This is a genomic window from Isoptericola nanjingensis, assembly GCF_050311635.1.
In the GTDB taxonomy this organism is placed as follows: Bacteria; Actinomycetota; Actinomycetes; order Actinomycetales; family Cellulomonadaceae; genus Isoptericola; species Isoptericola nanjingensis.
In genome coordinates, this window is the sequence record NZ_JBNOZL010000005.1 from 83,565 (window position 1) to 105,446 (window position 21,882).

A 21,882-nucleotide genomic window follows, 5' to 3' on the forward strand; every position below is an offset into this window, starting at 1 on the left:
CGTCCCCAGCAGCCTAGGCCGGGCGTGTGCAGGTCGCAGCGGGCCGTCGTGACCCGCCCCGAGAGGAAGCGCGAAGATCCTGTGATCCCGCAGGCCCGGAGTGTTGTGAGCGGACGATTGGCCCCGTCATGGCCTCACGACAGGGCCAATCGTCCGCTCACAACACTCCGGGTGGGTGACCGTCAGGACGCGGCGGCGGCCTCCGCCGCGGCGAGCAGGATGCAGGTGGCGACGCCGTCCATCGCGACGCGCACCTCGTCCAGCGGCGGCATGGTCGGCGCGAGGCGCAGGTTCCGGTCGTTCGGGTCCTGGTGGTACGGGAAGGTGGCGCCGGCCGGGGTGAGCGCGATGCCGGCCTCCTTGGCGAGCTGCACCACGCGCGCCGCGGTGCCCGGGACGACGTCGACGGAGACGAAGTAGCCGCCGTCGGGCCGGGTCCAGGTGGCGACGCCGGCGTCGCCGAGCCGCGCGTCGAGGATGTCGACCACGGCGCGGAACTTGGGCGCGAGGATCTCGCGGTGCTTGCGCATGTGGGCGCGCACGCCGGCGGCGTCGCCGAAGAACTGCGCGTGCCGCAGGTGGTTGACCTTGTCCGGGCCGATGGAGCGGATGCCCAGGTGCTTCGTGAACCAGGCGACGTTGGCGGGCGACGACGCGAAGAACGCGACGCCGGAGCCCGCCAGGGAGATCTTCGACGTCGACGCGTACAGGAGCACGCGGTCGGGGTTGCCGGCCTCGGCGGCGAGGCCGATCGCGTTCGCGGACTTCGCCTCGTGCTCCGTGAGGTGGTGCACCGCGTAGGCGTTGTCCCAGAAGATGCGGAAGTCGGGGGCGGCGGCGGGCATCGACACGAGGCGCCGGGCGACGGCCTCCGAGACGACCGAGCCGTCCGGGTTGGCGTACGTCGGCACGACCCACAGGCCCTTGATCGTCGGGTCGTCGGCGACGAGCGCGGCGACGGCCTCGGCGTCGGGGCCGTCGGGCGTCATCGGCACGGTGACCATGCGGATGCCCAGCTCCTCGCAGATCGCGAAGTGCCGGTCGTACCCGGGCACGGGGCAGACGAACGTGATCTGCTCCTCGCGCGACCAGGGGCGCTCGGAGCCCGGCACGCCGAACAGCAGCGCCTGCACGATCGTGTCGTACATCAGCGTCAGCGAGGCGTTCCCCTGCGCGAGGAGCTGGTCGACGGGCACGCCGAGCAGCTCGGCGAAGATGGCGCGCAGCTCGGGCAGCCCGGCGAGCCCGCCGTAGTTGCGCGTGTCCGTGCCGTCCTCGGCCGTGTGGTGGCCCTCGCCCGGCAGAGCCAGCAGCGCCTCGGCGAGGTCGAGCTGCTCGGCGGACGGCTTGCCCCGCGTGAGGTCGAGCCTCAGGCCGCGGGCCTGCAGGTCCGCGTACTCGCGGCGCAGGTCCCCGAGCCTCTCGGCGAGGTCGGCGGCCTGGGCGGTCGGGGTGGTGGACGACGGCGCGGTGGAACCCTCGGTGCTCACCCCACGGACCATACCGGCCGTGGGTCGGCGGCGGCAGGGCGTCCCACGACGGCGGGGCGCCGGTCGCCGCGACCGGTCAGCGCCGGCGGTCGAGCGCCCGCGCGAGCCGGCCCAGCGAGAGGCGCATGAAGCCCCGCAGGGCGATCCCGACCAGCGGCGCGGTGACGGCGCGGGGGAGCGGGCCGGCGAGGTACGCCTCCTCCCACCACACGACGCGGCAGCGGCCGGCGTCCATCGGGACGACGTCGAAGCCCGCCTCGCCGAGCAGCACCGGGCCGAGCTTGCGCAGCCGGGTGCGGCCGACGCGCGCCGCCGCGGTGGAGGGGCGTTCCAGCTGCTCCACGACCATCCGGTCGATGACCACGAGGCGTGCCAGGGCGGCGCCGGGGTCGCGCCGCGCGCCCGGGCCGCTCGCCATCGTGTAGCGGTCGCCGACCTCGGGGCCGGGCCCGGCCGTCCCCTCGAGCCTGGTGGCGATCATCCACCGCGGGTGGGTGCGCAGGTCCGCCACCCAGGCGAACGCGACGGACGCCTCCACCGGGACGACGCGTGCCACCTCGACGTGGTGGGCGCGGGGCGTGGCGGGCGTCGTCACGAGCCGTCGTCCTCCGGCGTGCGGCCGCGCCCCTTGCGGCGCGGCAGCCACCGGCTCGGCGACGTGCGCCGGGGCGCGTCCGGCGCGCGCAGCGTCGGGACGTCGTCGCCCGGCTCGAGCACCAGCTCCACGACGCGGGGGAAGTGCTCGGGCGGCGGGCCGAACGCGCGCCGCGACTGCGCGACGACGCCGTGGCCGAGCGCGCGCCCGCCCGCGATGCCCACGACGAACCCGACGCCGAACGGCAGCAGCCGACCGAGCGCGAGCGAGCCCTGCTTGGCGACCTGCCGCTTGAGGAACTGGCGGGCGAGCGTCTTGTTGACCCGCTTGATCGTCGTCTGCGGCATGGACGTGAGCAGCACCTTGCCCCACGCCACGGAGGAGCCGCCGATCGCGTTCTCGACGTCCTTCGCACCCCGGTCGCCCAGCACGGTCGCCAGGAGCAGCGCGCGACGGCGCGGCACGTCGTCGATCTCGATGCCGTGCACGTCGGCGACGGCGAGCGCGAACGCCGCCGACGCGCCGAAGAACGTGGCCACGTCGCCGGTGGTGAGCGCCGTCGCCGCGGCCGTCCCGACCGACGGCGCCGCGGCCGCCGCGCCCACGGCGCCGCCCGCCGTCGTCAGCAGGGTCAGGTACTCCTTCTCCAGGATCCGCACGATCCCGGCCGGGTCGGCCTCGGGGTTTCGTGCCCGCAGCCGGTCCACGTGCTTGTGGATCGCGGCGGACGGGATCGTCACGGCCTTGTCGAGCAGCGCGTCGAGCAGCGGCGTCGGCCGGTACCGGGCCCACTCCTCGCCGCGCGCGGCCGGGTCCCGGACCTCGGTGACCTCGTCGCCCGCCCCGTCTCCCGGCACGTCCGCGCGCACGACCTCGTCGCCCGGCGTCGGGCTCTCGCCACCCCTGCCGCGCCCGGTCACGACGCGGCTTCCTCCGCGTCGCCGGCCGGCTGCTCGAAGACGGCCGGCGGCACCAGGGCGCCCGCCTTGAGGGTGCGGCCCACGGTGCAGGCCCGGTCGATCGAGCGCTGCGCCAGCAGCAGGGTCTTGTTCCGCGTGGCCTCGTCGAGCGCCGACAGGTCGATCTCGAAGCGCTCGGTGAGCACCGGGTACCGGTCCTCGTCCAGGTCCTTCGCGTCCTCGACCCGGATCACGGCCTCGTACGCCTCGCCGAGCACCCGGGCGAACTTCGTGTCGCTGCTCATGCCCGCGCACGCGGCCAGCGCGATCTTGAGCAGCTCGCCGGGCGTGAAGACGGCGCCCGCCTCCACGGGGCCGATCTCCACGCTGGCGCCGCGGGCGGTGTGCCCGCGGTAGGTGCGGTTGCCGGTGCGCTCCACCCACAGCGGGTCGGTGGGCGACGGCGTCACGGGGGCTGCGGTGTCGGGCGCGGTGCTCTGGTCCGTCATGAGGTGATCCTCCCACTGCTCGTCCGGGGAAGTCCGGGACGTCCCGAGGAGAACGTGCGGGCCGCCCGTCCGATTCCGGTGTGGCCGGGGTCACACGACCGCGCCTGTCACGGACCGCCGCGGTCCCCGGTCGACAGGGTGTCGGGCGGCCACCGGGCCGCCCGCCGCAGGGACACCTCAGCAGCACCGCAGAGAGGACAGGCTCATGAAGATCGTGGTCGTCGGTGGGACGGGACTCATCGGGACGCAGGTCATCGCACACCTCACGGAGGCCGGGCACGACGCGGTCGCCGCCGCGCCCAGCACGGGCGTGGACACCCTGACCGGCGAGGGCGTGGACGCGGCGCTCGCGGGCGCCGACGTCGTCGTGGACGTGTCGAACTCGCCGTCGTTCGCGGACGACGACGTGCTGCGCTTCTTCACGACGTCGACGCGCACGCTGCTCGACGCCGAGAAGCGCGCGGGCGTGCGGCACCACGTGGCGCTGTCGATCGTGGGCGCCGACCGCAACCCGGACTCCGGGTACCTGCGGGCCAAGGTGGCGCAGGAGGAGCTGATCCGCTCCGGCGGTGTCCCGTGGACGGTCGTGCGCGCCACGCAGTTCTTCGAGTTCGCGCCGCGGATCGCCGACGGCGCCACGGTCGACGGCGTGGTGCGCATCCCGCCCGTCGGGTTCCAGCCGATCGCGTCGGCGGACGTGGCGCGGTTCGTGGCCGAGGCGGCCGCGGGGCAGCCGCGCGACGTCGTGCTCGACGTCGCCGGCCCGGAGCGGGTGCGGTTCGACGAGTTCATCGCCGCCGCGCTCGGGGCGTCGGGAGACGCCCGCGAGGTGGTGGCAGACCCGGCCGCGCCGTACTTCGGGGCCGTGCTCGCGGACGACTCGATCGTGCCGCAGGGCGACGCCCGGCTCGGCGCCGTGACGTACGCGGACTTCGCCGGGGCGCGGGCGTAGCGTTGGCCGCATGACGTCGCGTCCCGACGCGCCCGAGCGCCCCGGCCCCCTCGACGACACCGAGGGCGCCGGGGCGCTCGACGCGTTCCTCGCCGTCCGGCCGCAGCTGTTCGGCATCGCCTACCGGATGCTCGGGGGCGTCGCCGAGGCGGAGGACGTCGTGCAGGACGCCTGGCTCCGCTGGCAGGGCACGGACCGCGACCAGGTCCGGAACCCGGCGGCCTTCCTCACGACCGTGACGACGCGGCTCGCGATCAACGCGGCGACGTCGGCGCGCGCCCGTCGCGAGACGTACGTCGGGCCGTGGCTCCCCGAGCCGGTCGACACCTCCGACGACCCCGCGCTGGGAGCGGAGCGTGCCGAGGCCCTCGAGCTCGCGACCCTGCTGCTCATGGAGCGGCTCACGCCGGTGGAACGCGCCGTGTACGTGCTGCGGGAGGCGTTCGGCTACCCGTACGGGCGGATCGCGGAGATCCTCGACCTCACCGAGGCGAACGCACGCCAGCTCGCCCGGCGGTCGCGCGACCGGCTCGGCACGCGCGAGGCGGTGCCCGTCGACCCCGGCGAGCACCGGCGCCTGCTCGACGAGCTCGTGGCCGCCGCGCACGAGGGCGACCTCGCGCGTTTCGAGCGCTACCTGGCCGACGACGTCGTCGCGCGGCCCGACGGCGGCGGGCGGGTGCACGCGTCGCGCGTCGAGCTGGTCGGCCTCGCGCGGGTGTCGCTCTTCCTCGACAACGTGTGGCGCAAGTTCTGGGACGCCGGCACGGTGCGCGCCGTCGAGGCGAACGGCCTGCCCGCCGTCGTGGTCGACCTGGACGGCGCGCCGTTCGCGCTCCTGGCGCTCGACGTCGTCGACGGGCGGGTCGAGCACGTGTACGTCCAGGTCAACCCCGACAAGCTGGCGGGCTACGCCACGGCCTCCTGAGCGTCGTCCTGCGCGGCTCTCACGTCGTCGGGCGCGTCGTCGGGCGTGGTGGCCGCGGCGAACGCGGCGCGGGGCGTCTGCACCGACGCGAGGGAGACGACGTCGCGCCCGAAGGCCGCGGCGGTGAGCCAGACCGCGAGCACGCGGGCCTTGCGCTCCCACGTCGGGACGGCGAGCAGGTGGTAGCCGCGGTGGACGAGCCACGCGAGCCGGCCGCGCACCACGATCCCGCGGGACTGGAAGATGCCCGACCCCAGCCCCAGCGTGGCGATGACGCCGAGGCTGCCGTGCACGTACGGGCGCGTGGGGCGACCGTGCAGGCTCGCGACCAGGTTGCGCGCCAGACGCCGGCCCTGCCGGACGGCGTGCTGCGCGTTGGGCACGGCGAGCGCGCCGGGCCGCGCGACGGCCAGGTCGGGCACGGCGGCGCCGTCGCCCGCGGCCCACGCGTCGTCGACGGGCTCGTCGTCCGTGCCGACCCGCAGGTCGGGCCGCACGACGACGTACCCGCGGCGGTCCACCGGCAGGTCGGTGTGCGTCGCGACCACCGGGTTCGCGGCGTTGCCCGCCGTCCACACCAGCAGCCCGGACGCGAACTCCTCGCCGGTCGAGAGGCGGACGACCCCGTCGACCGCGGACTCCAGGCCCGTGCCGAGGTGCACGCGCCCGCCGCGGCGCTCGAGCTGCTCCACGACCCACCGGCCCGGGCGGTCCGTCACCTCCGGCAGGATGCGGTCGCTGAGCTCCACGAGGTGGAACCGCAGCTCGGTGGCGTCGATCTCCGGGTACCGGGGGAGCAGGTCGTGCGCGAGCGACAGCAGCTCGCCGAAGCCCTCGACGCCGGAGAACCCGCCGCCGACGAACGTCACGGTGAGCAGCCGCTCCCGCTCCGGGCCGCGCGGCAGGCTCGCCGCCCGGTCGAACGACGTCAGCAGCCGGTCGCGGATGGCGACCGCCTCCTCGACGTGCTTCATCCCGATGGCGTGCTCCGCGACGCCCGGGACGGGGAAGACGCGCGTCACCGCGCCCGCCGTCACCATGACCGTGTCGTAGGGCAGGCGGTACGTCTCTCCCGAGCGCGGCCGCACGACCACGACCCGGTCCGCGTGCTCCACGCGCACCACCGACCCGTCGACCAGCCGCGTGCGGCGCAGGTGTCTGCGGTGGGCCACCGCCGCGTGCCGCGCCTCGACGGACCCGGCCACCACCTCCGGCAGGAACGGCTGGTACGTCATGTACGGGCGTGGGTCGACGAGCACCAGCTCCACCTCCCCGCGCCGCAGCTCCCGCCGCAGGCCCTTCTCCAGCTCCCGGGCCGTCGTGAAGCCCGCGTAGCCGCCACCGACGATCACGATGCGTCGCATCACTGCCTCCTGTGCCGCGCCCGTCGGGCGCTCTCACCACGTCGACCGCGCAGCGCCCTCCTCCGTGACTGCCGCGGGGTGTGACGTCCGAGACGTCGGCGCGGCACTTCGGGCTCAGTTCGGCAGCTCGAACTGCCGACCCGAGACAGAACTGCCGCCGTGAAGGTCGGTCCGGGCTCCGCAGCGACGCGCCGTCGCGGCGCCGCCGGCGGTGTCGCGAGGGTCGTAGGGTTGCCGCATGGCTGCGATCCCCACCCCCTACGAGGACCTCCTGCGCGACGTGCTGGAGCACGGCACGCACAAGGAGGACCGCACGGGGACGGGCACGCGCAGCGTGTTCGGGCGGCAGCTCCGCTACGACCTGCAGCAGGGGTTCCCGCTGATCACGACCAAGCGGGTGCACCTCAAGTCGATCGCGTACGAGCTGCTCTGGTTCCTGCGCGGCGACTCCAACGTGCGGTGGCTGCAGGAGCACGGCGTGACGATCTGGGACGAGTGGGCGTCGCCGGAGGGCGAGCTGGGCCCGGTGTACGGCGTGCAGTGGCGGTCGTGGCCGACGCCGGACGGGCAGCACGTCGACCAGATCGCGGGCGTGATCGACCAGATCAAGGTCGACCCGGACTCGCGCCGCCTCATCGTGAGCGCGTGGAACGTGGCGGAGCTCGCGGACATGGCGCTGCCGCCCTGCCACCTGCTGTTCCAGTTCTACGTGGCGGACGGGAAGCTGAGCTGCCAGCTCTACCAGCGCTCCGCCGACCTGTTCCTCGGCGTGCCGTTCAACATCGCCTCGTACGCGCTGCTCACGCACATGGTGGCCGCGCAGACCGGCCTCGAGGTGGGGGAGTTCGTCTGGACGGGCGGCGACTGCCACGTCTACGACAACCACGTCGAGCAGGTCCGCACCCAGCTGGAGCGCGACCCGTACCCCTACCCGACGCTCCGCCTCGCACCGCGCGACTCGATCTTCGACTACGCGTACGAGGACATCGAGGTGCTCGGCTACCAGCACCACCCGGGCATCAAGGCCCCGGTCGCCGTCTGACCCCGGCGACGACGTGATCGGTCTGATCTGGGCCCAGGCGCACGACGCCGCGGGCCGGCCCGTCATCGGCGCCGCGGGCGAGATCCCCTGGCGCGTGCCGGAGGACTTCGCGCACTTCAAGATGACGACGGCGGGGCACCCCGTCGTCATGGGGCGCCGCACGTGGGAGTCGCTGCCGCGCCGCCCGCTGCCGGGGCGCACCAACGTCGTCGTGACGCGGCGGCCCGGCTGGTCCGACGAGGGCGCGGTCACCGCCGCGTCGATCGACGAGGCCCTGGCGCTCGCCGCCGCGGCCCCCGGCGGGGACGAGGTCTGGGTGATGGGCGGCGGCGAGGTCTACGCCGCGACCCTGGCGCTCGCCGACCGGCTCGTCGTCACCGAGATCGACCTGGCGGTCGAGGGCGACGCGTTCGCCCCCGTCGTCGATGCGCTGACCTGGGAGATCGCCGACGACGGCGCGTGGGCGACGTCGTCCGGCCCGGGCGCCCTGCGCCATCGCGTGCGCACCTACACGCCCGTCCCTGCGAGGTAGTTCGAGCCGTGCCGAGGTAGTACCCGTTCCCGGTGCCCCGGTTCCACCTCGTCGTGACCGGGTACTCCCTCGCCGCGACCGGTACTACCTCGGCGCGGGGCCCGCTACCTCGCCGAGACGGGGCCACCCGGCGGTCTCGTGCTTCCACGGCGAGCGCCAGATCACGATCTCGACACCGATCGGTGGAAGGCGCTTGCCGATTCCGGGACCTGTCCGGTACCTTTCCGAGAAACCGGTTACCGGCGCGTTTCACCAGGAGCGCGGACAGCTCGAGGACGAGCAGAGGGGCACGCCAATGGTGGTTGTGATGATCGAGGGGACCGCGCGATGAGCGCGGTCACCGCCGCGAAGACCGCGGCTCCGACGACGCCGACGACGTCCGGTGGCGGCGTGCCCGCGCGCCCGCGCCGCAAGCGCGTGCCGGCGCTGTGGAAGCACAAGGCGCTCTACCTCATGGCAGTGCCGGGGATCCTGTACTTCATCCTCTTCAAGTACGCGCCCATGGGCGGGCTCGTCATCGCCTTCCAGGACTACCTGCCGTTCCTCGGCATCGGCGGCAGCCCGTGGGTCGGCTTCGACCACTTCGTGCGCTTCTTCTCCGAGGACACGTTCTACGTCCTGCTGCGCAACACCCTGATGATCTCGCTGGGGATGCTGATCTTCGCGTTCCCGGTGCCGGTCATCCTGGCGCTGCTGCTCAACGAGGTCCGCACGAAGTGGTTCCAGCGCAGCATCCAGTCGGTCGTCTACCTGCCGCACTTCCTGTCGTGGGTGATCGTCGTCTCGATCTTCTACGTGCTGCTCACGACCGACGGCGGGTCCGTCAACAACCTGCTGGTCTCGTGGGGCTTCGACCCGGTCCCGTTCCTCACCGATCCCGACTGGCTCCGGCCGATGTACATCTTCCAGGAGATCTGGAAGGGCGCCGGCTGGGGCACCATCGTCTATCTCGCCGCGATGACCGCGGTCGACGTCCAGCTCTACGAGGCGTCCGAGCTCGACGGCGCGGGCCGGATGCGCCAGGCCTGGCACATCACGCTGCCGGCCATCCGGCCCACCATCATCGTGATGTTCATCCTCGCCATCGGCGACTTCCTGGAGCTCGGCTTCGAGCACATGTTCCTCGTGATGAACTCCCTGAACCGCGACGTCGCCGACATCTTCGACACCTACGTGTACACGGCGGGTATCGAGAACGGGCAGCTCAGCTACGCGGCCGCCGTCGGCCTGTTCAAGGGGCTCGTCGGCCTCGTCCTCGTGGTCTTCGCCAACCGCCTCGCCAAGCGGTTCGGCGAGGAGGGCGTCTACTGATGTTCTCCTTCGAGGGCTTCGTGCGGATCGACGCGATCTGTCGCGGCATCTTCCGGGTCGCGGCCCTGAGCGTGCTGTGGCTGGCGACGACGATCCTCGGGCTCGGCCTGCTCGGGTTCGGCCCGGCGTCGTACGCGACGGCGAAGTCCGTGGACCGCTGGCTGCGGCACGGCGAGACGCCCCCGCTCGCCCGCACGTTCGTGGCCGACGTCCGCGAGCGGACAGGCGAGGCGATGCTCGCCGGTGCGGTCGTCCTCGGTGCGGGCGGCGTGATCGTCACCAACGTCTTCCTCGCCCCGACGTGGATCCTCCAGGCGGTCAACGTGCTGGCGCTCGTCGTGCTCGGTGTCGCCACCGCCTACGTCTTCCCCGTCATGGCCGCCACCGACATCGCCACCACGCGGCGCCGGTTCGCCGCAGCGCTGCTCATCGGCTTCGGCTCGCTGCACTGGACGATCATCGGCGCGGCCGCCGTCGGCGCGGCCTGGTGGCTGCTGTGGACGTACGCCACGCCGCTGCTCCTGCTCTTCGGGGCCGGGCTCCCGGCGTTCGTCGTCGGACTGGTCACCCGCATCGTCTTCCGCCCCCTGGAGGAGTCCCCGGAGGTCCCGGGCTCCACCCACCGTTCCTTGCACCACCCGATGATCTCGCCTGCGACGGAGCAGGTGTCATGAGAGGAGCAGTACCCATGCGCAAGACCCTGTTCGCCAAGGGAGCGGCCGCGGCCGCGGTGGCCGCGCTCGCGCTCACCGCTTGCGGCAGCAACGGTTCGGGCGACGACGACGGCAAGGCCGACGACAGCCCGATCACCTGGATGTCGATGCTGCACACCCCCGTGACGCCGGACGCGGACGGCCCGATCCAGACGGCCCTGGAGGAGTACACCGGCCAGGAGTTCAAGATGCAGTGGGTCCCGGACGCGTCGAAGGAGGAGAAGATCAACTCCGCCCTCGCGTCCGGCCAGCTCGCCGACATCGTGTCGCTGACGGTCACCGACAGCACGACCGTGCGTCAGGCGCTCAAGGCCGGGCAGTTCTGGGACGTGGAGCCCTTCCTGAAGGACTTCCCGAACCTGGCGAAGATCGACCCCGACACCCTCGAGGCCGCCAAACTGGACGGCAAGCTCTACGGGGTCCCGTTCCAGAAGATCAAGACGCGCTACGGGGTCGTCGTCCGCCAGGACTGGCTGGACCACCTGGGCCTGGAGACGCCGCACACGATCGAGGACCTGGAGAAGGTCGCCGTCGCGTTCACCAAGGACGACCCGGACGGCAACGGCAAGGACGACACCACCGGGTTCATCGACCGCGAGGAGAGCTTCCTCGTCGGCTTCCGCTCGCTGACCGGGTACTTCGGCGCGGGCGACAAGTTCTCCGTCGACGACTCGGGCCAGGTGCACGCCGCGTTCGCCAGCGACGAGTTCAAGCAGGCGATGGAGTGGTACCGCGGCGTGTACGAGCAGGGCGCGGTGAACCAGGAGTTCGTCACGGTCCAGAAGCAGAACCAGCAGGACGCGATCGCCCGCGGCAAGGGTGGCATCGTGGTCACGGGTCTGTTCGAGGCGAAGAACTACGTGGACCTCGCGCAGAGCGCCGACCCGAAGACGCCCATGAAGTGGGCGCTCGTCAACGACATGACGCTCGACGGCCAGCCGCACCACATCATCACCGACACCGGCGGCGGCATGGGCGGCTGGCTCGCCCTGCCGAAGTCCGAGGTGAAGGACGAGGCCGAGGTCAAGAAGGTGCTGGGCTTCCTCGACAAGCTCATGGACGAGGAGCCGTTCGGCCTCATGACCAACGGTGTCGAGGGCACGCACTACTCGCAGGACGCCGACGGCGTGGTGACGATCGAGGACCAGACCGCCTGGGAGCAGGAGGTGCAGCCGTACTCGTCGTCGCGCCCCTCGGAGAAGATCGTCACCTACAAGAGCACGAAGCCCTACGTGGACGAGGCCAACGAGAAGATGGCCGCGCAGGAGCCGGACGCCGTCATCAACCCGACGCAGTCGCTGAGCTCGGAGACCTTCGACCGGCAGTGGTCGACGATCGAGGACAAGGCGATGGACGCCTACAACCGCTACCTCACGGGCCAGATCGAGATGGCCGACTACGAGGCGGTCGTCGAGGACCTGCGCGGCCAGGGCCTGGACGACATCGAGGCGGAGTTCACCGCGGCCTACGCCAAGGTGAACGGCTGACCTTCCCGAGTCGGTGAGCGGGCGTCCGGCCCCGAGAAGGCCGGACGCCCGCCCGCCGCACCAGGCACCACCGAGAGGCCACACGTGCACACCCTCGACGAGACCCTCGCGACGACGACCCTGCAGGCCGCGATCGACGACGCCGCGGCGTCGGGCGGCGGCACCGTGGTGGTGCCCGCCGGAACCCACCGCACGGGAGCCCTGCGCCTGCGCTCGCACGTCGAGCTGCACCTCGAGGCGGGCGCGCGGCTCGAGTTCGTGCCCGATCCCGCGCTCTACCCGCCGGTCGAGGCCCGCTGGGAGGGCGCCAGCTCCACCATCCACCAGCCGTGCGTCTACGCGCACGGCGAGACCGACGTCGCGATCACCGGCCGCGGCACGATCGACGGCGGCGGCGCGGCCTGGTGGGACACGTTCCGCCACGACCGGGAGTCCCTCGTGCACCCCCGGCCCACGCTCGTCGGGATCCACGAGTGCACCCGGGTGACGATCCGCGACGTCACCCTCACGAACTCTCCCGCCTGGACCGTCCACCCGCTGCTGTGCGAGGACGTGAGCGTGTCCGGCGTGCGGATCCACAACCCCGCCGACTCGCCCAACACGGACGGCATCAACCCGGAGTCGTGCCGGAACGTGCGGATCAGCGACTGCCACATCGACGTCGGCGACGACTGCATCGCGATCAAGGCGGGCACCGAGCGCACCGCCGAGCGCGTGCCGTGCGAGAACATCACGATCACCGGCTGCACGATGGTGCACGGCCACGGCGGCGTGGTGCTCGGCAGCGAGATGAGCGGCGGCATCCGCAACGTCGTCATCACCGGCTGCGTGTTCTCCGGCACCGACCGCGGGATCCGGCTGAAGTCGCGCCGCGGGCGTGGCGGCGTCGTCGAGGACGTGCGCGTGGCGAACGTGATCATGGACGGGGTGCTGTGCCCGTTCGTGATCAACCCCTTCTACTTCTGCGGACCCGACGGCAAGGAGCCGTGGGTCGGCGACCGGTCGCCGCACCCGGTGGACGACCGGACGCCCGCGTTCCGGCGGATCCACCTGGCCCACGTGACCGCCCGCGGGGTGCATGCCGCGGCGGCGCACCTGTACGGCCTGCCCGAGGCGCCGCTCAGCGAGATCACCCTCGACGACGTGGCGATCTCGTTCGCCGAGGACGCGGTGCCGGGCGTCCCCGCGATGGCGGCGGGGGTCGAGGCGGTGGCGCGCGCGGGCATCCGTGTCGGGTACGTGGCCGACTCCGCCTTCACCCGGGTGCGGGTGGTCGGGGCGGTCGGCCCCGAGGTGACGGCCGAGGCGAGCCCCACGCTGCGGCTCACCGACGTGACCGGCCGGATCGAGCGGGACGACACCGGCGTCTCCCGCGCGTCGAGCACGCCTGCGACGGAGCAGGCGACACGAGAGGAGCACCTCGCATGAGGAAGAACCTGTTCGCCAAGGGTGCGGCCGCGGCCGCGGTGGCCGCGCTCGCCCTGACCGCGTGCGGCAGCGACGGGTCCGGCGACGACGACGGTGCGGCGGGCGGCCCCATCACGTGGATGGCGACGCTGCACACGCCCGTGACGCCGGACGAGGACGGCCCGATCCAGACCGCGCTGGAGGAGCACACCGGCGAGGACTTCAAGGTCCAGTGGGTGCCGGCGGCGTCGTCGGCCGAGAAGCTCAACGCGGCGCTCTCGTCGGGCGCGCTCGCCGACATGGTGTCGATGGCGCCGGTCGACAGCTCGACCGTGCGGCAGTCGCTGACGTCGGGGATGTTCTGGGACGTGGAGCCCTACCTGAAGGACTTCCCGAACCTCGCCGAGATCGACCCGCAGACGCTGGACGCGGCCCGCCTGGACGGCAAGCTCTACGGGGTGCCGTTCCAGAAGATCAAGGCGCGCTACGGCGTGGTGGTCCGCCAGGACTGGCTGGACCACCTGGGCCTGGAGGTGCCGCACACGATCGAGGACCTGGAGAAGGTCGCCGTCGCGTTCACGAAGGACGACCCGGACGGCAACGGCAAGGACGACACCACCGGGTTCATCGACCGCGAGGAGAGCTTCGACCTGGGCTTCCGGTCCCTGTCGGGGTACTTCGGCGCCGGCGACGACTTCGAGGTGGACGACGCCGGCCAGGTGCGCTCGACGCTCGACGGCGACGCCTTCAAGCAGGCGATGGAGTGGTACCGCGGCGTGTACGAGCAGGGCGCGGTCAACCAGGAGTTCGTGACGATGCAGAAGACGAACCAGCAGGACGCCATCGCGCGCGGCAAGGGCGGCATCGTGGTCACGGGCCTGTTCGAGGCCAAGGGCTACCTCGCGCTCGCGCAGGACGCGGACCCCGAGACGCCCATGACGTGGGCGCTGGTCAACGACATGACCTCGGGCGACGTGCCACGCAGGATCCTCACCGACACGGCCGGCGGGCTCGGCGGCTGGCTGTCCTTCCCGAAGTCGGAGGTGAAGGACGAGGCCGAGCTCCAGCGGGTGCTCGGGTTCGCCGACAAGCTGCTGGACGAAGAGGCGTTCGGCCTCATGACCAACGGCGTCGAGGGCACGCACTACTCGCAGGACGCCGACGGCGTGGTGACGATCGAGGACCAGACCGCCTGGGAGCAGGAGGTCCAGCCCTACTCGTCGTCGCGGCTGTCCGAGAAGGTCGTGACCTACAAGAGCACCGAGCCGTACGTCGACGAGGGCAACGAGAAGATGCTCGAGAACGAGCAGTACGCCGTCGTCAACCCGACGCAGTCGCTGTCCTCCGAGGCCTACGACCGGCAGTGGACCACGGTCCACGACGCGGCCAAGGACGCCTACAACAAGTACGTCGTGGGCCAGATCGAGATGGCGGACTACGAGGCCGCCATCGAGAAGCTCCGCGGGCAGGGTCTGGGCGACATCGAGCAGGAGCTCACGGCCGCCTACGCCGAGGTGAACGGCTGACATGGCCATGACCGACACGCCCGCCCGCCGCGCCGCCGGCGACGCCGCGCCCGAGCCCGCCGGTCCGGCGGTCGTCGTCCGGCGCACCGTCGAGCTCTGGGTGGCCGGGGTGGCGGCGGCCTTGACGACGCTCTCCCTCGGCGCGTTCACCCTCGTGGTGAACGGCGTCGACGAGGCGACGTTCGCCGACACGCTCTACCCGTTGCTCGCCGACGGCGGGGTCGCCGGCGCGGCGGGCGTCCCGGTCGACGCCGCCTACGAGGCCACGCGCACGCTCGCGGCGTGGTTCAGCCTCACCGTGCCGGTGGTGCTCGGGCTCACCGTCGTCGGCTTCGCGCTCGCGCGCCGCCGCCCCGCCCGACGCACGACCGGGTGGTGGTTCCTCGCCGCCGGGCTCGCCTGCCTCCTCGGCAGCCAGCTCCTGCTGTACCCGATCGCCTTCGGGTTCTTCGTCACCGCAGGGCTCTTCGCCCTGCGCACGACCGACCAGCATTCCGACCAGCCCCGAACCGGGAGTTCCAGATGAGCAAGATCGCCGCGGCAGCGCCCGCCGCACGGCCCCTCCGCCCCACGGGCCGGACCCGCAAGCCCTCGGTCGGGGTGCGCGTCTTCCAGGTCGTCAACGTGGTCGTCCTCACGGGCTTCGCGCTGCTGTGCCTGATCCCGTTCCTCAACGTGCTGGGCAGCTCGCTCGCCACCCCGGGCGAGATCGCGACCCGGCCGTTCATCCTGATCCCGCACACGTTCACGCTCGACGCGTACCGGTACATCCTGTCGACGTCGACGATCTTCCAGGCGATGGGGGTCTCCGTCATCGTCACCGTGGGCGGGACCTTCCTCAGCCTGCTGGTCACGGCGCTCATGGCGTACGCGCTGTCCAAGCGCTACCTCAAGGGCCGGCGGGTGATCAACTTCCTCGTCGTGTTCACGATGCTGTTCAGCGGCGGCATGATCCCCACGTTCATCGTGGTGCAGAAGCTGGGGCTCATCGACTCGCTGTGGTCGCTGATCCTCCCGGTGCTGATCAACGCGTTCAACTTCGTCATCATGCGCAGCTTCTTCCAGGGCATCCCGGACAGCCTGGAGGAGGCCGCGCGCATCGACGGCTGCTCGGACCTCGGGGTGTTCCTGCGGATCGTGCTGCCGCTGTCCCTGGCGTCGATCGCGACCATCGGCCTCTTCTACGCCGTGTACTACTGGAACACGTACCAGGCGGCCATCCTCTACATCAACGACTCGGAGAAGTGGCCCATCCAGGTGCTGCTGCGTCAGATCGTCATCGTCGCGTCCGGCATGAACGCCGACGAGAGCGCCGTCGACGTCGTCCCGCCCGCGCAGTCGGTGAAGATGGCCGTGATCTTCGTGGCGACGCTGCCGATGCTGCTGGTGTACCCGTTCATCCAGCGGTTCTTCGTCAAGGGCGCGCTGATCGGCTCGGTCAAGGGCTGACCCGGGGATCGTGGTGGGCGCTTGTTCGGCGCTGTTCGCGAGACGAATAGCGCCGAACGAGCGCCCACGACGATCGGGTGGTGTCAGCGGGAGTAGGCCGCGTGGAACGTCCACCGCGGGTCGAGCGTCTCGCCGAAGCCCTGCGACTGGACGGCGAGGGCGCCGTCGTCGGCCAGGGCCAGGCGGAGCCGGAGCGTGGCCAGCTCGTCGCCGTGGGTCCCCGCGCGCACGTCGAGGGTGCCGGGGGCGGACCAGCCCGCCGTGACGACCGCCGGCTCCTCGCCGATCCGGGTCGTCAGCGGGCCGGTCGTGTCGAGCGCGATGGACCAGCCGTCGGACGACGCGATCGTGCCCCCGGCGGCGTCGACATCGAGCGTCAGGTCTGCCGGGCCAGAGCCCGGGGTGCGGCCGGTCCAGGTGCCGGCCAGCGGACGCGCGTGCGCGGCGTCGTGCCTCGGGGTGGGCCAGGTGAGCGTCGTGACGGCGGCTCCCGCCGGTGGCGCGGCGGCCTCCCCGCCCGCCCGCGCCAGCTCGCGCGCGGGCCCGACGAGGTGGTCGAGGACGAGGTCCAGCAGCTTCTGGTCGCCGCTCGCCGCGGCCTGCGAGTCGGCGGTGACGACCACGGTGACCCCCGGCTCTGGGTCGCCGTAGACGATCTGCCCGCCCATCCCGAACATCAGCCAGCCGCCGGCAGGCGGCAGCCACAGCTGGAACCCGTACGCCGCGCGGAACGGCCCGCCCCAGGTCTGCATGGCGGGGTCCGACTGCGGCGACGTCGCGGCCGCGAGGTATTCCGCCGGGAGCAGCCGCGCGCCGTCGTGCACGCCGCCGTCGTTGAGCAGCCGGGCCAGGCGGGTCAGGTCGTCGGGCGTGCCGATCAGGCCGGAGCCGCCGTGGCTGAAGCCGTCCGGGCCGGGCAGGAAACGTAGGCCGGGGGAGATGCCGAGCGGGTCGAGCACCCGCGGGCGCAGGTAGTCGGCGAGCGTGCCGCCCGTGGTCCGCTCCACGAGCGCGGCCAGCGTGTACGACGCGCTGGTGTCGTACGTGAACAGGGTGCCCGGCGGGTGCGTGGGCTCCACGCGGAAGTACGACTCCAGCCAGCCTCCGCCGCGCACCTTGTACGTCGTCGAGCGGTGCGGGCCGACCATCGCGAGCATGTGCCGCAGCGTCGTGGCCTCGAGCCACGGGTGCGGCGGGTGGCCCGCGACGAGGTCGGGGAAGTGCCGCACGACCGGGTCGTCGAGGGACAGCCGCCCCTCGGCGGCGAGCAGCCCGACGGCCAGGCCGGTGACCGTCTTGGACACCGAGAACATCCGCTGCGGGACGTCGTGGCCGCGGGTGGGTGCGACGGCGGCGACACGTCGGTCGTCGCCCACGCGCACGTCGAGGGTGTGCAGGGCGATGTCGTGCGCGACGGCGCGCTCGACGAGCGGGTGCAGGTCGATCATGGCACCAGCCTAGTAATCGCTTTCCCGCCGTGCCAGGGTCCTCGTCGCGCCCGTCGGGGGCGCGGCGAGGACCAGGCTCAGACCAGGTCGCGGACGGCGGCGTACTGCTCGCGGACCACAGGGCGCGGGTCGGCGTCCAGCGTGGTGGCGACCGTCGTCGACCAGGCGGGCGCGGCGACGTCCGGGTCGGCCGCGGCCGCGAGCACCCAGGCGGCCTGGCGCGCGGCGCCGTCGGCCACGTACTCGCCCGGCTCGGGCACGCCGATCGCGAGGCCGAAGACCTGCGTCGCGACCTGCTGCACCGCGGGGGACTGGGCGGCGCCGCCGATGAGCATGACGCGCTCGATGGGCACGCCCTGGGCGCGCAGCGCGTCGAGGCCGTCGGCCAGGCCGCAGAGCATGCCCTCCACGTAGGCGCGCGCGAGGTGCTCGCGGGTGGACGTCGCGAGGCGGACGCCGTGCAAGGTGCCGGTGGCGTCGGGGCGGTTGGGGGTGCGCTCGCCCTCGAGGTAGGGCACGAGGACGAGGCCGTCGGCGCCGGGCGGGGCGGCGAGCGCGAGGTCGGCGAGCTCGTGCACGTCGACGTCGAGCACCGCGCGGGCGGCGTCGAGCACGCGGGCGGCGTTGAGGGTGACCGCGAGCATGAGCGCGTTGCCGGTGGCGTCGGCGAAGCCGTTGATGGCGCCGGAGCCGTCGGCGGTGCGCGTCGGCGCCACCGCGGACACGACGCCCGACGTGCCGATCGAGATCGCGATGTCGCCGGGGGTCATGCCGAGCGCGAGGGCCGCGGCCGCGTTGTCGCCGGCGCCGGGCCCGATGAGGGCGCCGCCCTCGACGTCCGCGCCGGCGACCGACGCGTGCGCCACGCCGCCCGCCTCTGCGGGGCCGAGCACGCGGGGGAGCGTGACGTCGTCGCGCCCCAGGGCGAGCGTCAGCAGGTCGGGGCGGTACGCGCCCGCGCCGTTCTCTGCCTCGGCGTCGTAGTAGCCGGTGCCGGACGCGTCGGAGCGGTCCGTGACGAGCGCGTCGAGCCGCGGCCCGAGCGGCGACTCGCCCTCGGGGCCGTAGCCGGCGATGCGCCAGGTCAGCCAGTCGTGGGGGAGCGCGACGGCGGCGACGCGCGCCGCGTTCTCGGGCTCGGCGTCGCGCAGCCAGCGCAGCTTGGTGACGGTGAGGGACGCGACGAGCACGGACCCGACGGCGTCGGCCCAGGCCTGCGCGCCGGCCTCGCGGTCGCCGTCGCCGAGCTCGGCGATCAGGTCCTCGGCCGCGGCGGCGGAGCGGGTGTCGTTCCAGAGGATGGCGTCGCGGACCACGCGGCCCTCGGCGTCGAGCGCGACGAGGCCGTGCTGCTGGCCGCCGACGGCGATCGCGGCGACGTCGTCGAGGCCGCCGGCCTCCTGCGCCGCGGACCGGAACGCGTCCCACCAGTGCTGCGGGTCGATCGACGTGCCGTCGGGGTGCTTCGCGGTGCCGGAGCGCACCAGGGCGCCGGTCTCGGCGTCGCGGACGACGATCTTGCAGGACTGCGTGGACGAGTCCACGCCGGCGACGAGGGGCATCGTTGCGTCTCTTTCAGGCGGGTCGGGTACCGGAGAGCGTTGTGGGCGCTCGTCTGGCGTCGTTCGCGGGGCGAACTGCGCCAGACGAGCGCCCACAACACTCGGGCGGGGTGGGTTGGTCAGCCGATGAGGTGGCGCAGCGCGAGCTGGTGCAGCCGCACCAGACCGTAGTCGCGCTCGGCGACCGCGTCGACGTCGAGGTCCTCGTAGGCGGAGCGGTCGGCGAGGAAGGCGTCGAACGACTCGCCCTCGGCCAGCGTCGGCTCGCCCAGCTCGAAGATGCCGGCGTGCTCGAACGCCTTCTGCACCTCGGCGTCCTCGCGGTACGCCTTCGACTTGGCGGCGAGCATGTCGTAGGTCTCCATGTTCGCCTTCGCCGACTCCCAGACGCCGTCGAGGAACTCGGTGCGGCTGGGCTTGTAGTCGAAGTGGCGAGGGCCCTCGTAGCGCGGGCCGCCGTTGGGGAAGCCGTTCTCGAGCATGTCCACCGTGAAGAACGCGCTCAGCAGGTCGCCGTGACCGAAGACGAGGTCCTGGTCGTACTTCGGCCCGTGCTGGCCGTTGAGGTCGATGTGGAACAGCTTGCCCGCGTACAGCGCCAGCGCGAGGCCGTGCGTGTAGTTGAGGCCGGCCATCTGCTCGTGGCCCGTCTCCGGGTTGAGGCCCACGATGTCGCCGTTGTCGAGCGTGTCGATGAGGGCGATGGCGTGGCCGATGCTCGGCAGGAAGATGTCGCCGCGCGGCTCGTTGGGCTTGGGCTCCAGCGCGATGCGCAGGTCGTAGCCCTTCTCCTTGATGTACGCGGCGACGGTGTCGATGCCCTCGGCGTAGCGGGCGTGCGCGGCGTGCAGGTCCTTGGAGTTGTCGTACTCCGTGCCCTCGCGGCCGCCCCACATGACGAACGTCGAGGCGCCCATCTCGGCGGCCAGGTCGGCGTTGCGGAGCACCTTGCGCAGGCCGTAGCGGCGCACCTCGCGGTTGTTCGAGGTGAACGCGCCGTCCTTGAAGATCGGGTGCGTGAAGGTGTTGGTGGTGACCATCTCGCAGACGAGACCGGTCTCCTCGGAGGCCTTCTTGACCGCGTCGATGTGCTTCTGGCGCTCCGCGCCCTCGGCGCCGAACGGGAAGACGTCGTTGTCGTGGAAGGTGAAGCCCCACGCGCCGAGGTCGGCCAGCTTGCGGATGGAGTCCGCCGGGTCCAGGTCGGGGCGGGTCGCGGTGCCGAACGGGTCGGCGGCCGGCCAGCCGACGGTCCACAGGCCGAACGAGTACTTGATGTCGCTCACGGATCTCTCCTCGTCGAGTTTTGTTGTACGGCTGAACTATTGCGCGTCGCTGGGCTAGAGTCAACACGTGCCAGCCACCTCGACGACGACGCCCGCAGCTGCTCCTCGCGTGCCCGACGGCGCGGCCGCGTCGCGCCAGCACACCCTCCGCGAGCGGAACCTGCGACTCGTCGCCGCGGCCGTGTTCGAGGCCTCCGCACCACCGTCGCGCGCCGACGTCGCCGCCGCCACTGGTCTCACCCGCGCCACCGTCTCGACCCTCGTCGACCGGCTCGTCGCCGGCGGGCTCGTCGCCGAGCTGCCGCCGGTCGCGGCGCAGAAGGCCGGGCGCCCCGCCGTCCCGCTCGTGCCCGCCGGACGGTCCGTCGTCGGGCTCGGGCTCGAGGTGAACGTCGACTACCTCGGCGCGCGCGCCCTCGACCTCGTCGGGGACGTCGTCGCCGAGCGCGTCGTCACCGGCTCGCTGCACGACTCCGACCCGCGCGAGGTGCTCGCCCGGCTGCGGACCCTTGCCGCCGAGGTGGTCGCGGAGGTCGAGGCCGCCGGCATGCGCGTCGCCGGGGCGCGGCTCGCGCTGCCCGGGCTCGTCGACGTGCGCGGGGGGCGGCTGGAGGTGGCGCCCAACCTGGGCTGGTCGTCCGTGGAGCCCGTGCCGGAGCTCGACCTGCGGACCGGTGACGGCGACCCGCTCGACGTCGAGGTGGCGAACGAGGCCAAGCTCGCCGCCCTGGCCGAGCTGGCGGGGGACGTGCCGCCGTCCTTCCTCTATGTCTCCGGCGACGTCGGCGTCGGCGCGGGGATCGTCGTCGACCGGCACCTGTTCCTGGGGGAGCGGGGCTGGAGCGGCGAGATCGGGCACGTCGTCGTCGACCCCGCCGGCCCGCGCTGCTCGTGCGGCGCCACCGGCTGCCTCGAGCAGTACGCCGGCAAGGAGGTGCTGCTGCGGGGCTCCGGCCTGCCGTCGTCGGCGCCGGTCCACGCGATCGTCGACCTGCTGCGCGCCGGCGACGACGCCGCCCTCGACACCGTGCGCCGCGCCGGGCGTGCCCTGGGCGCCGCGCTGGCCACGTTCGTCAACCTCGTCGACGTCTCCACCATCGTGCTCGGCGGCGCTTACGCCGAGCTGTTCGGCTGGGTGGGGCACGTCGTCGGAGGGGTGGTCGAGGAACGTGCTCTCGCTGCGCCCTTCGCACCCGTCGACGTGCGCCCCGCCGCCGCCGGCCCGCACGCCGCCCTCACCGGCGGAGCGCGCGAGGTGCTGCGGTCGGTGGTCGCGGACCCGGCGCGCTGGGTCTGACGTCGGGCGGATCGTGTCGCCCCGAGGGTTCCGTCTGGGCGGCAGTTCGGGTCCGGGTCGGCAGTTCGAACTGCCGACCCGGACC

At 72.9% G+C, this 21,882-nt stretch carries 20 protein-coding genes; 12 read left to right on the forward strand and 8 right to left on the reverse strand.

What is annotated here, in order from left to right:
* Positions 1 to 182 precede the first annotated feature (182 nt).
* The 4 genes from ACQP6G_RS11020 to ACQP6G_RS11035 all read right to left on the reverse strand — a co-directional run bounded on the left by ACQP6G_RS11020 (position 183) and on the right by ACQP6G_RS11035 (position 3,493).
* Positions 183 to 1,490, reverse strand: a complete 1,308-nt coding sequence (locus tag ACQP6G_RS11020) for an aspartate aminotransferase type Ic (RefSeq protein ID WP_486606402.1) — start codon at positions 1,488 to 1,490, stop codon at positions 183 to 185.
* A 76-nt stretch (positions 1,491 to 1,566) separates the two neighbouring features.
* Entirely contained in the window at positions 1,567 to 2,085 is a 519-nt protein-coding gene (locus ACQP6G_RS11025; protein ID WP_429764369.1) for an SRPBCC family protein, read from the reverse strand.
* Complete coding sequence (locus tag ACQP6G_RS11030) at positions 2,082 to 3,005, reverse strand: hypothetical protein (protein WP_429764370.1); 924 nt, start codon at positions 3,003 to 3,005, stop codon at positions 2,082 to 2,084. Before ACQP6G_RS11030 ends, ACQP6G_RS11025 begins: the two co-directional genes overlap by 4 nt.
* Positions 3,002 to 3,493 (reverse strand): OsmC family protein, encoded by a 492-nt coding sequence (locus tag ACQP6G_RS11035; protein WP_429764371.1) that lies wholly within the window; start codon positions 3,491 to 3,493, stop codon positions 3,002 to 3,004. Before ACQP6G_RS11035 ends, ACQP6G_RS11030 begins: the two co-directional genes overlap by 4 nt.
* Positions 3,494 to 3,698: 205 nt before the next feature.
* Between ACQP6G_RS11035 and ACQP6G_RS11040 the strand changes: the two genes are divergently transcribed.
* Positions 3,699 to 4,445 carry an SDR family oxidoreductase gene (locus ACQP6G_RS11040; RefSeq protein WP_429764372.1) on the forward strand — a complete coding sequence of 249 codons (747 nt, stop codon included), beginning with the start codon at positions 3,699 to 3,701 and terminating at the stop codon, positions 4,443 to 4,445.
* A 10-nt stretch (positions 4,446 to 4,455) separates the two neighbouring features.
* Entirely contained in the window at positions 4,456 to 5,373 is a 918-nt protein-coding gene (sigJ, locus tag ACQP6G_RS11045) for an RNA polymerase sigma factor SigJ (RefSeq protein WP_429764373.1), read from the forward strand.
* Here the strand turns inward: sigJ and ACQP6G_RS11050 are convergent.
* The gene (locus ACQP6G_RS11050) at positions 5,355 to 6,737 is read right to left on the reverse strand and encodes an NAD(P)/FAD-dependent oxidoreductase (protein WP_429764374.1); all 1,383 of its coding nucleotides are present in this window, start codon (positions 6,735 to 6,737) and stop codon (positions 5,355 to 5,357) included. The genes sigJ and ACQP6G_RS11050 overlap by 19 nt on opposite strands.
* Positions 6,738 to 6,975: 238 nt before the next feature.
* Here ACQP6G_RS11050 and ACQP6G_RS11055 point away from each other — a divergent pair, with 238 nt between their 5' ends.
* The 9 genes from ACQP6G_RS11055 (at position 6,976) to ACQP6G_RS11095 (ending at position 16,204) form a co-directional block, all read left to right on the forward strand.
* Complete coding sequence (locus ACQP6G_RS11055) at positions 6,976 to 7,779, forward strand: thymidylate synthase (RefSeq protein WP_429764375.1); 804 nt, start codon at positions 6,976 to 6,978, stop codon at positions 7,777 to 7,779.
* A 13-nt stretch (positions 7,780 to 7,792) separates the two neighbouring features.
* Positions 7,793 to 8,311, forward strand: coding sequence for a dihydrofolate reductase (locus ACQP6G_RS11060; protein ID WP_429764376.1), 519 nt, complete (start codon positions 7,793 to 7,795; stop codon positions 8,309 to 8,311).
* Between the two features lie 327 nt (positions 8,312 to 8,638).
* On the forward strand, positions 8,639 to 9,622 hold the full coding sequence (locus ACQP6G_RS11065; protein ID WP_429764377.1) for an ABC transporter permease: 984 nt from the start codon (positions 8,639 to 8,641) through the stop codon (positions 9,620 to 9,622).
* A complete protein-coding gene (locus ACQP6G_RS11070) occupies positions 9,622 to 10,296 on the forward strand; it encodes a YesL family protein (protein WP_429764378.1) in 675 nt (224 codons plus the stop codon). Before ACQP6G_RS11065 ends, ACQP6G_RS11070 begins: the two co-directional genes overlap by 1 nt.
* A gap of 14 nt (positions 10,297 to 10,310) precedes the next feature.
* Positions 10,311 to 11,822 carry an extracellular solute-binding protein gene (locus tag ACQP6G_RS11075; protein ID WP_429764379.1) on the forward strand — a complete coding sequence of 504 codons (1,512 nt, stop codon included), beginning with the start codon at positions 10,311 to 10,313 and terminating at the stop codon, positions 11,820 to 11,822.
* Between the two features lie 84 nt (positions 11,823 to 11,906).
* Entirely contained in the window at positions 11,907 to 13,250 is a 1,344-nt protein-coding gene (locus ACQP6G_RS11080) for a glycoside hydrolase family 28 protein (RefSeq protein ID WP_429764380.1), read from the forward strand.
* Positions 13,247 to 14,755 carry an extracellular solute-binding protein gene (locus ACQP6G_RS11085; protein WP_429764381.1) on the forward strand — a complete coding sequence of 503 codons (1,509 nt, stop codon included), beginning with the start codon at positions 13,247 to 13,249 and terminating at the stop codon, positions 14,753 to 14,755. The genes ACQP6G_RS11080 and ACQP6G_RS11085 overlap by 4 nt, the downstream gene beginning before the upstream one ends.
* Positions 14,756 to 14,762: 7 nt before the next feature.
* Positions 14,763 to 15,281, forward strand: coding sequence for a hypothetical protein (locus ACQP6G_RS11090; protein ID WP_429764382.1), 519 nt, complete (start codon positions 14,763 to 14,765; stop codon positions 15,279 to 15,281).
* Complete coding sequence (locus tag ACQP6G_RS11095) at positions 15,278 to 16,204, forward strand: carbohydrate ABC transporter permease (protein WP_429764383.1); 927 nt, start codon at positions 15,278 to 15,280, stop codon at positions 16,202 to 16,204. The genes ACQP6G_RS11090 and ACQP6G_RS11095 overlap by 4 nt, the downstream gene beginning before the upstream one ends.
* Positions 16,205 to 16,287: 83 nt before the next feature.
* On the opposite strand, the gene ACQP6G_RS11100 is transcribed toward ACQP6G_RS11095, so the two are convergent.
* From ACQP6G_RS11100 to xylA, 3 genes are all read right to left on the reverse strand, one after another.
* On the reverse strand, positions 16,288 to 17,652 hold the full coding sequence (locus ACQP6G_RS11100) for a serine hydrolase domain-containing protein (RefSeq protein ID WP_429764384.1): 1,365 nt from the start codon (positions 17,650 to 17,652) through the stop codon (positions 16,288 to 16,290).
* Between the two features lie 77 nt (positions 17,653 to 17,729).
* Positions 17,730 to 19,214: a xylulokinase gene (gene xylB, locus ACQP6G_RS11105; protein WP_429764385.1), complete on the reverse strand. Its 1,485-nt coding sequence runs from the start codon at positions 19,212 to 19,214 to the stop codon at positions 17,730 to 17,732.
* Positions 19,215 to 19,333: 119 nt separating this feature from the next.
* On the reverse strand, positions 19,334 to 20,500 hold the full coding sequence (gene xylA / locus ACQP6G_RS11110) for a xylose isomerase (protein ID WP_429764386.1): 1,167 nt from the start codon (positions 20,498 to 20,500) through the stop codon (positions 19,334 to 19,336).
* Between the two features lie 67 nt (positions 20,501 to 20,567).
* On the opposite strand from xylA, the gene ACQP6G_RS11115 reads away from it, so the two are divergent.
* Positions 20,568 to 21,797 carry an ROK family protein gene (locus ACQP6G_RS11115; protein ID WP_429764387.1) on the forward strand — a complete coding sequence of 410 codons (1,230 nt, stop codon included), beginning with the start codon at positions 20,568 to 20,570 and terminating at the stop codon, positions 21,795 to 21,797.
* Positions 21,798 to 21,882: the final 85 nt, after the last annotated feature.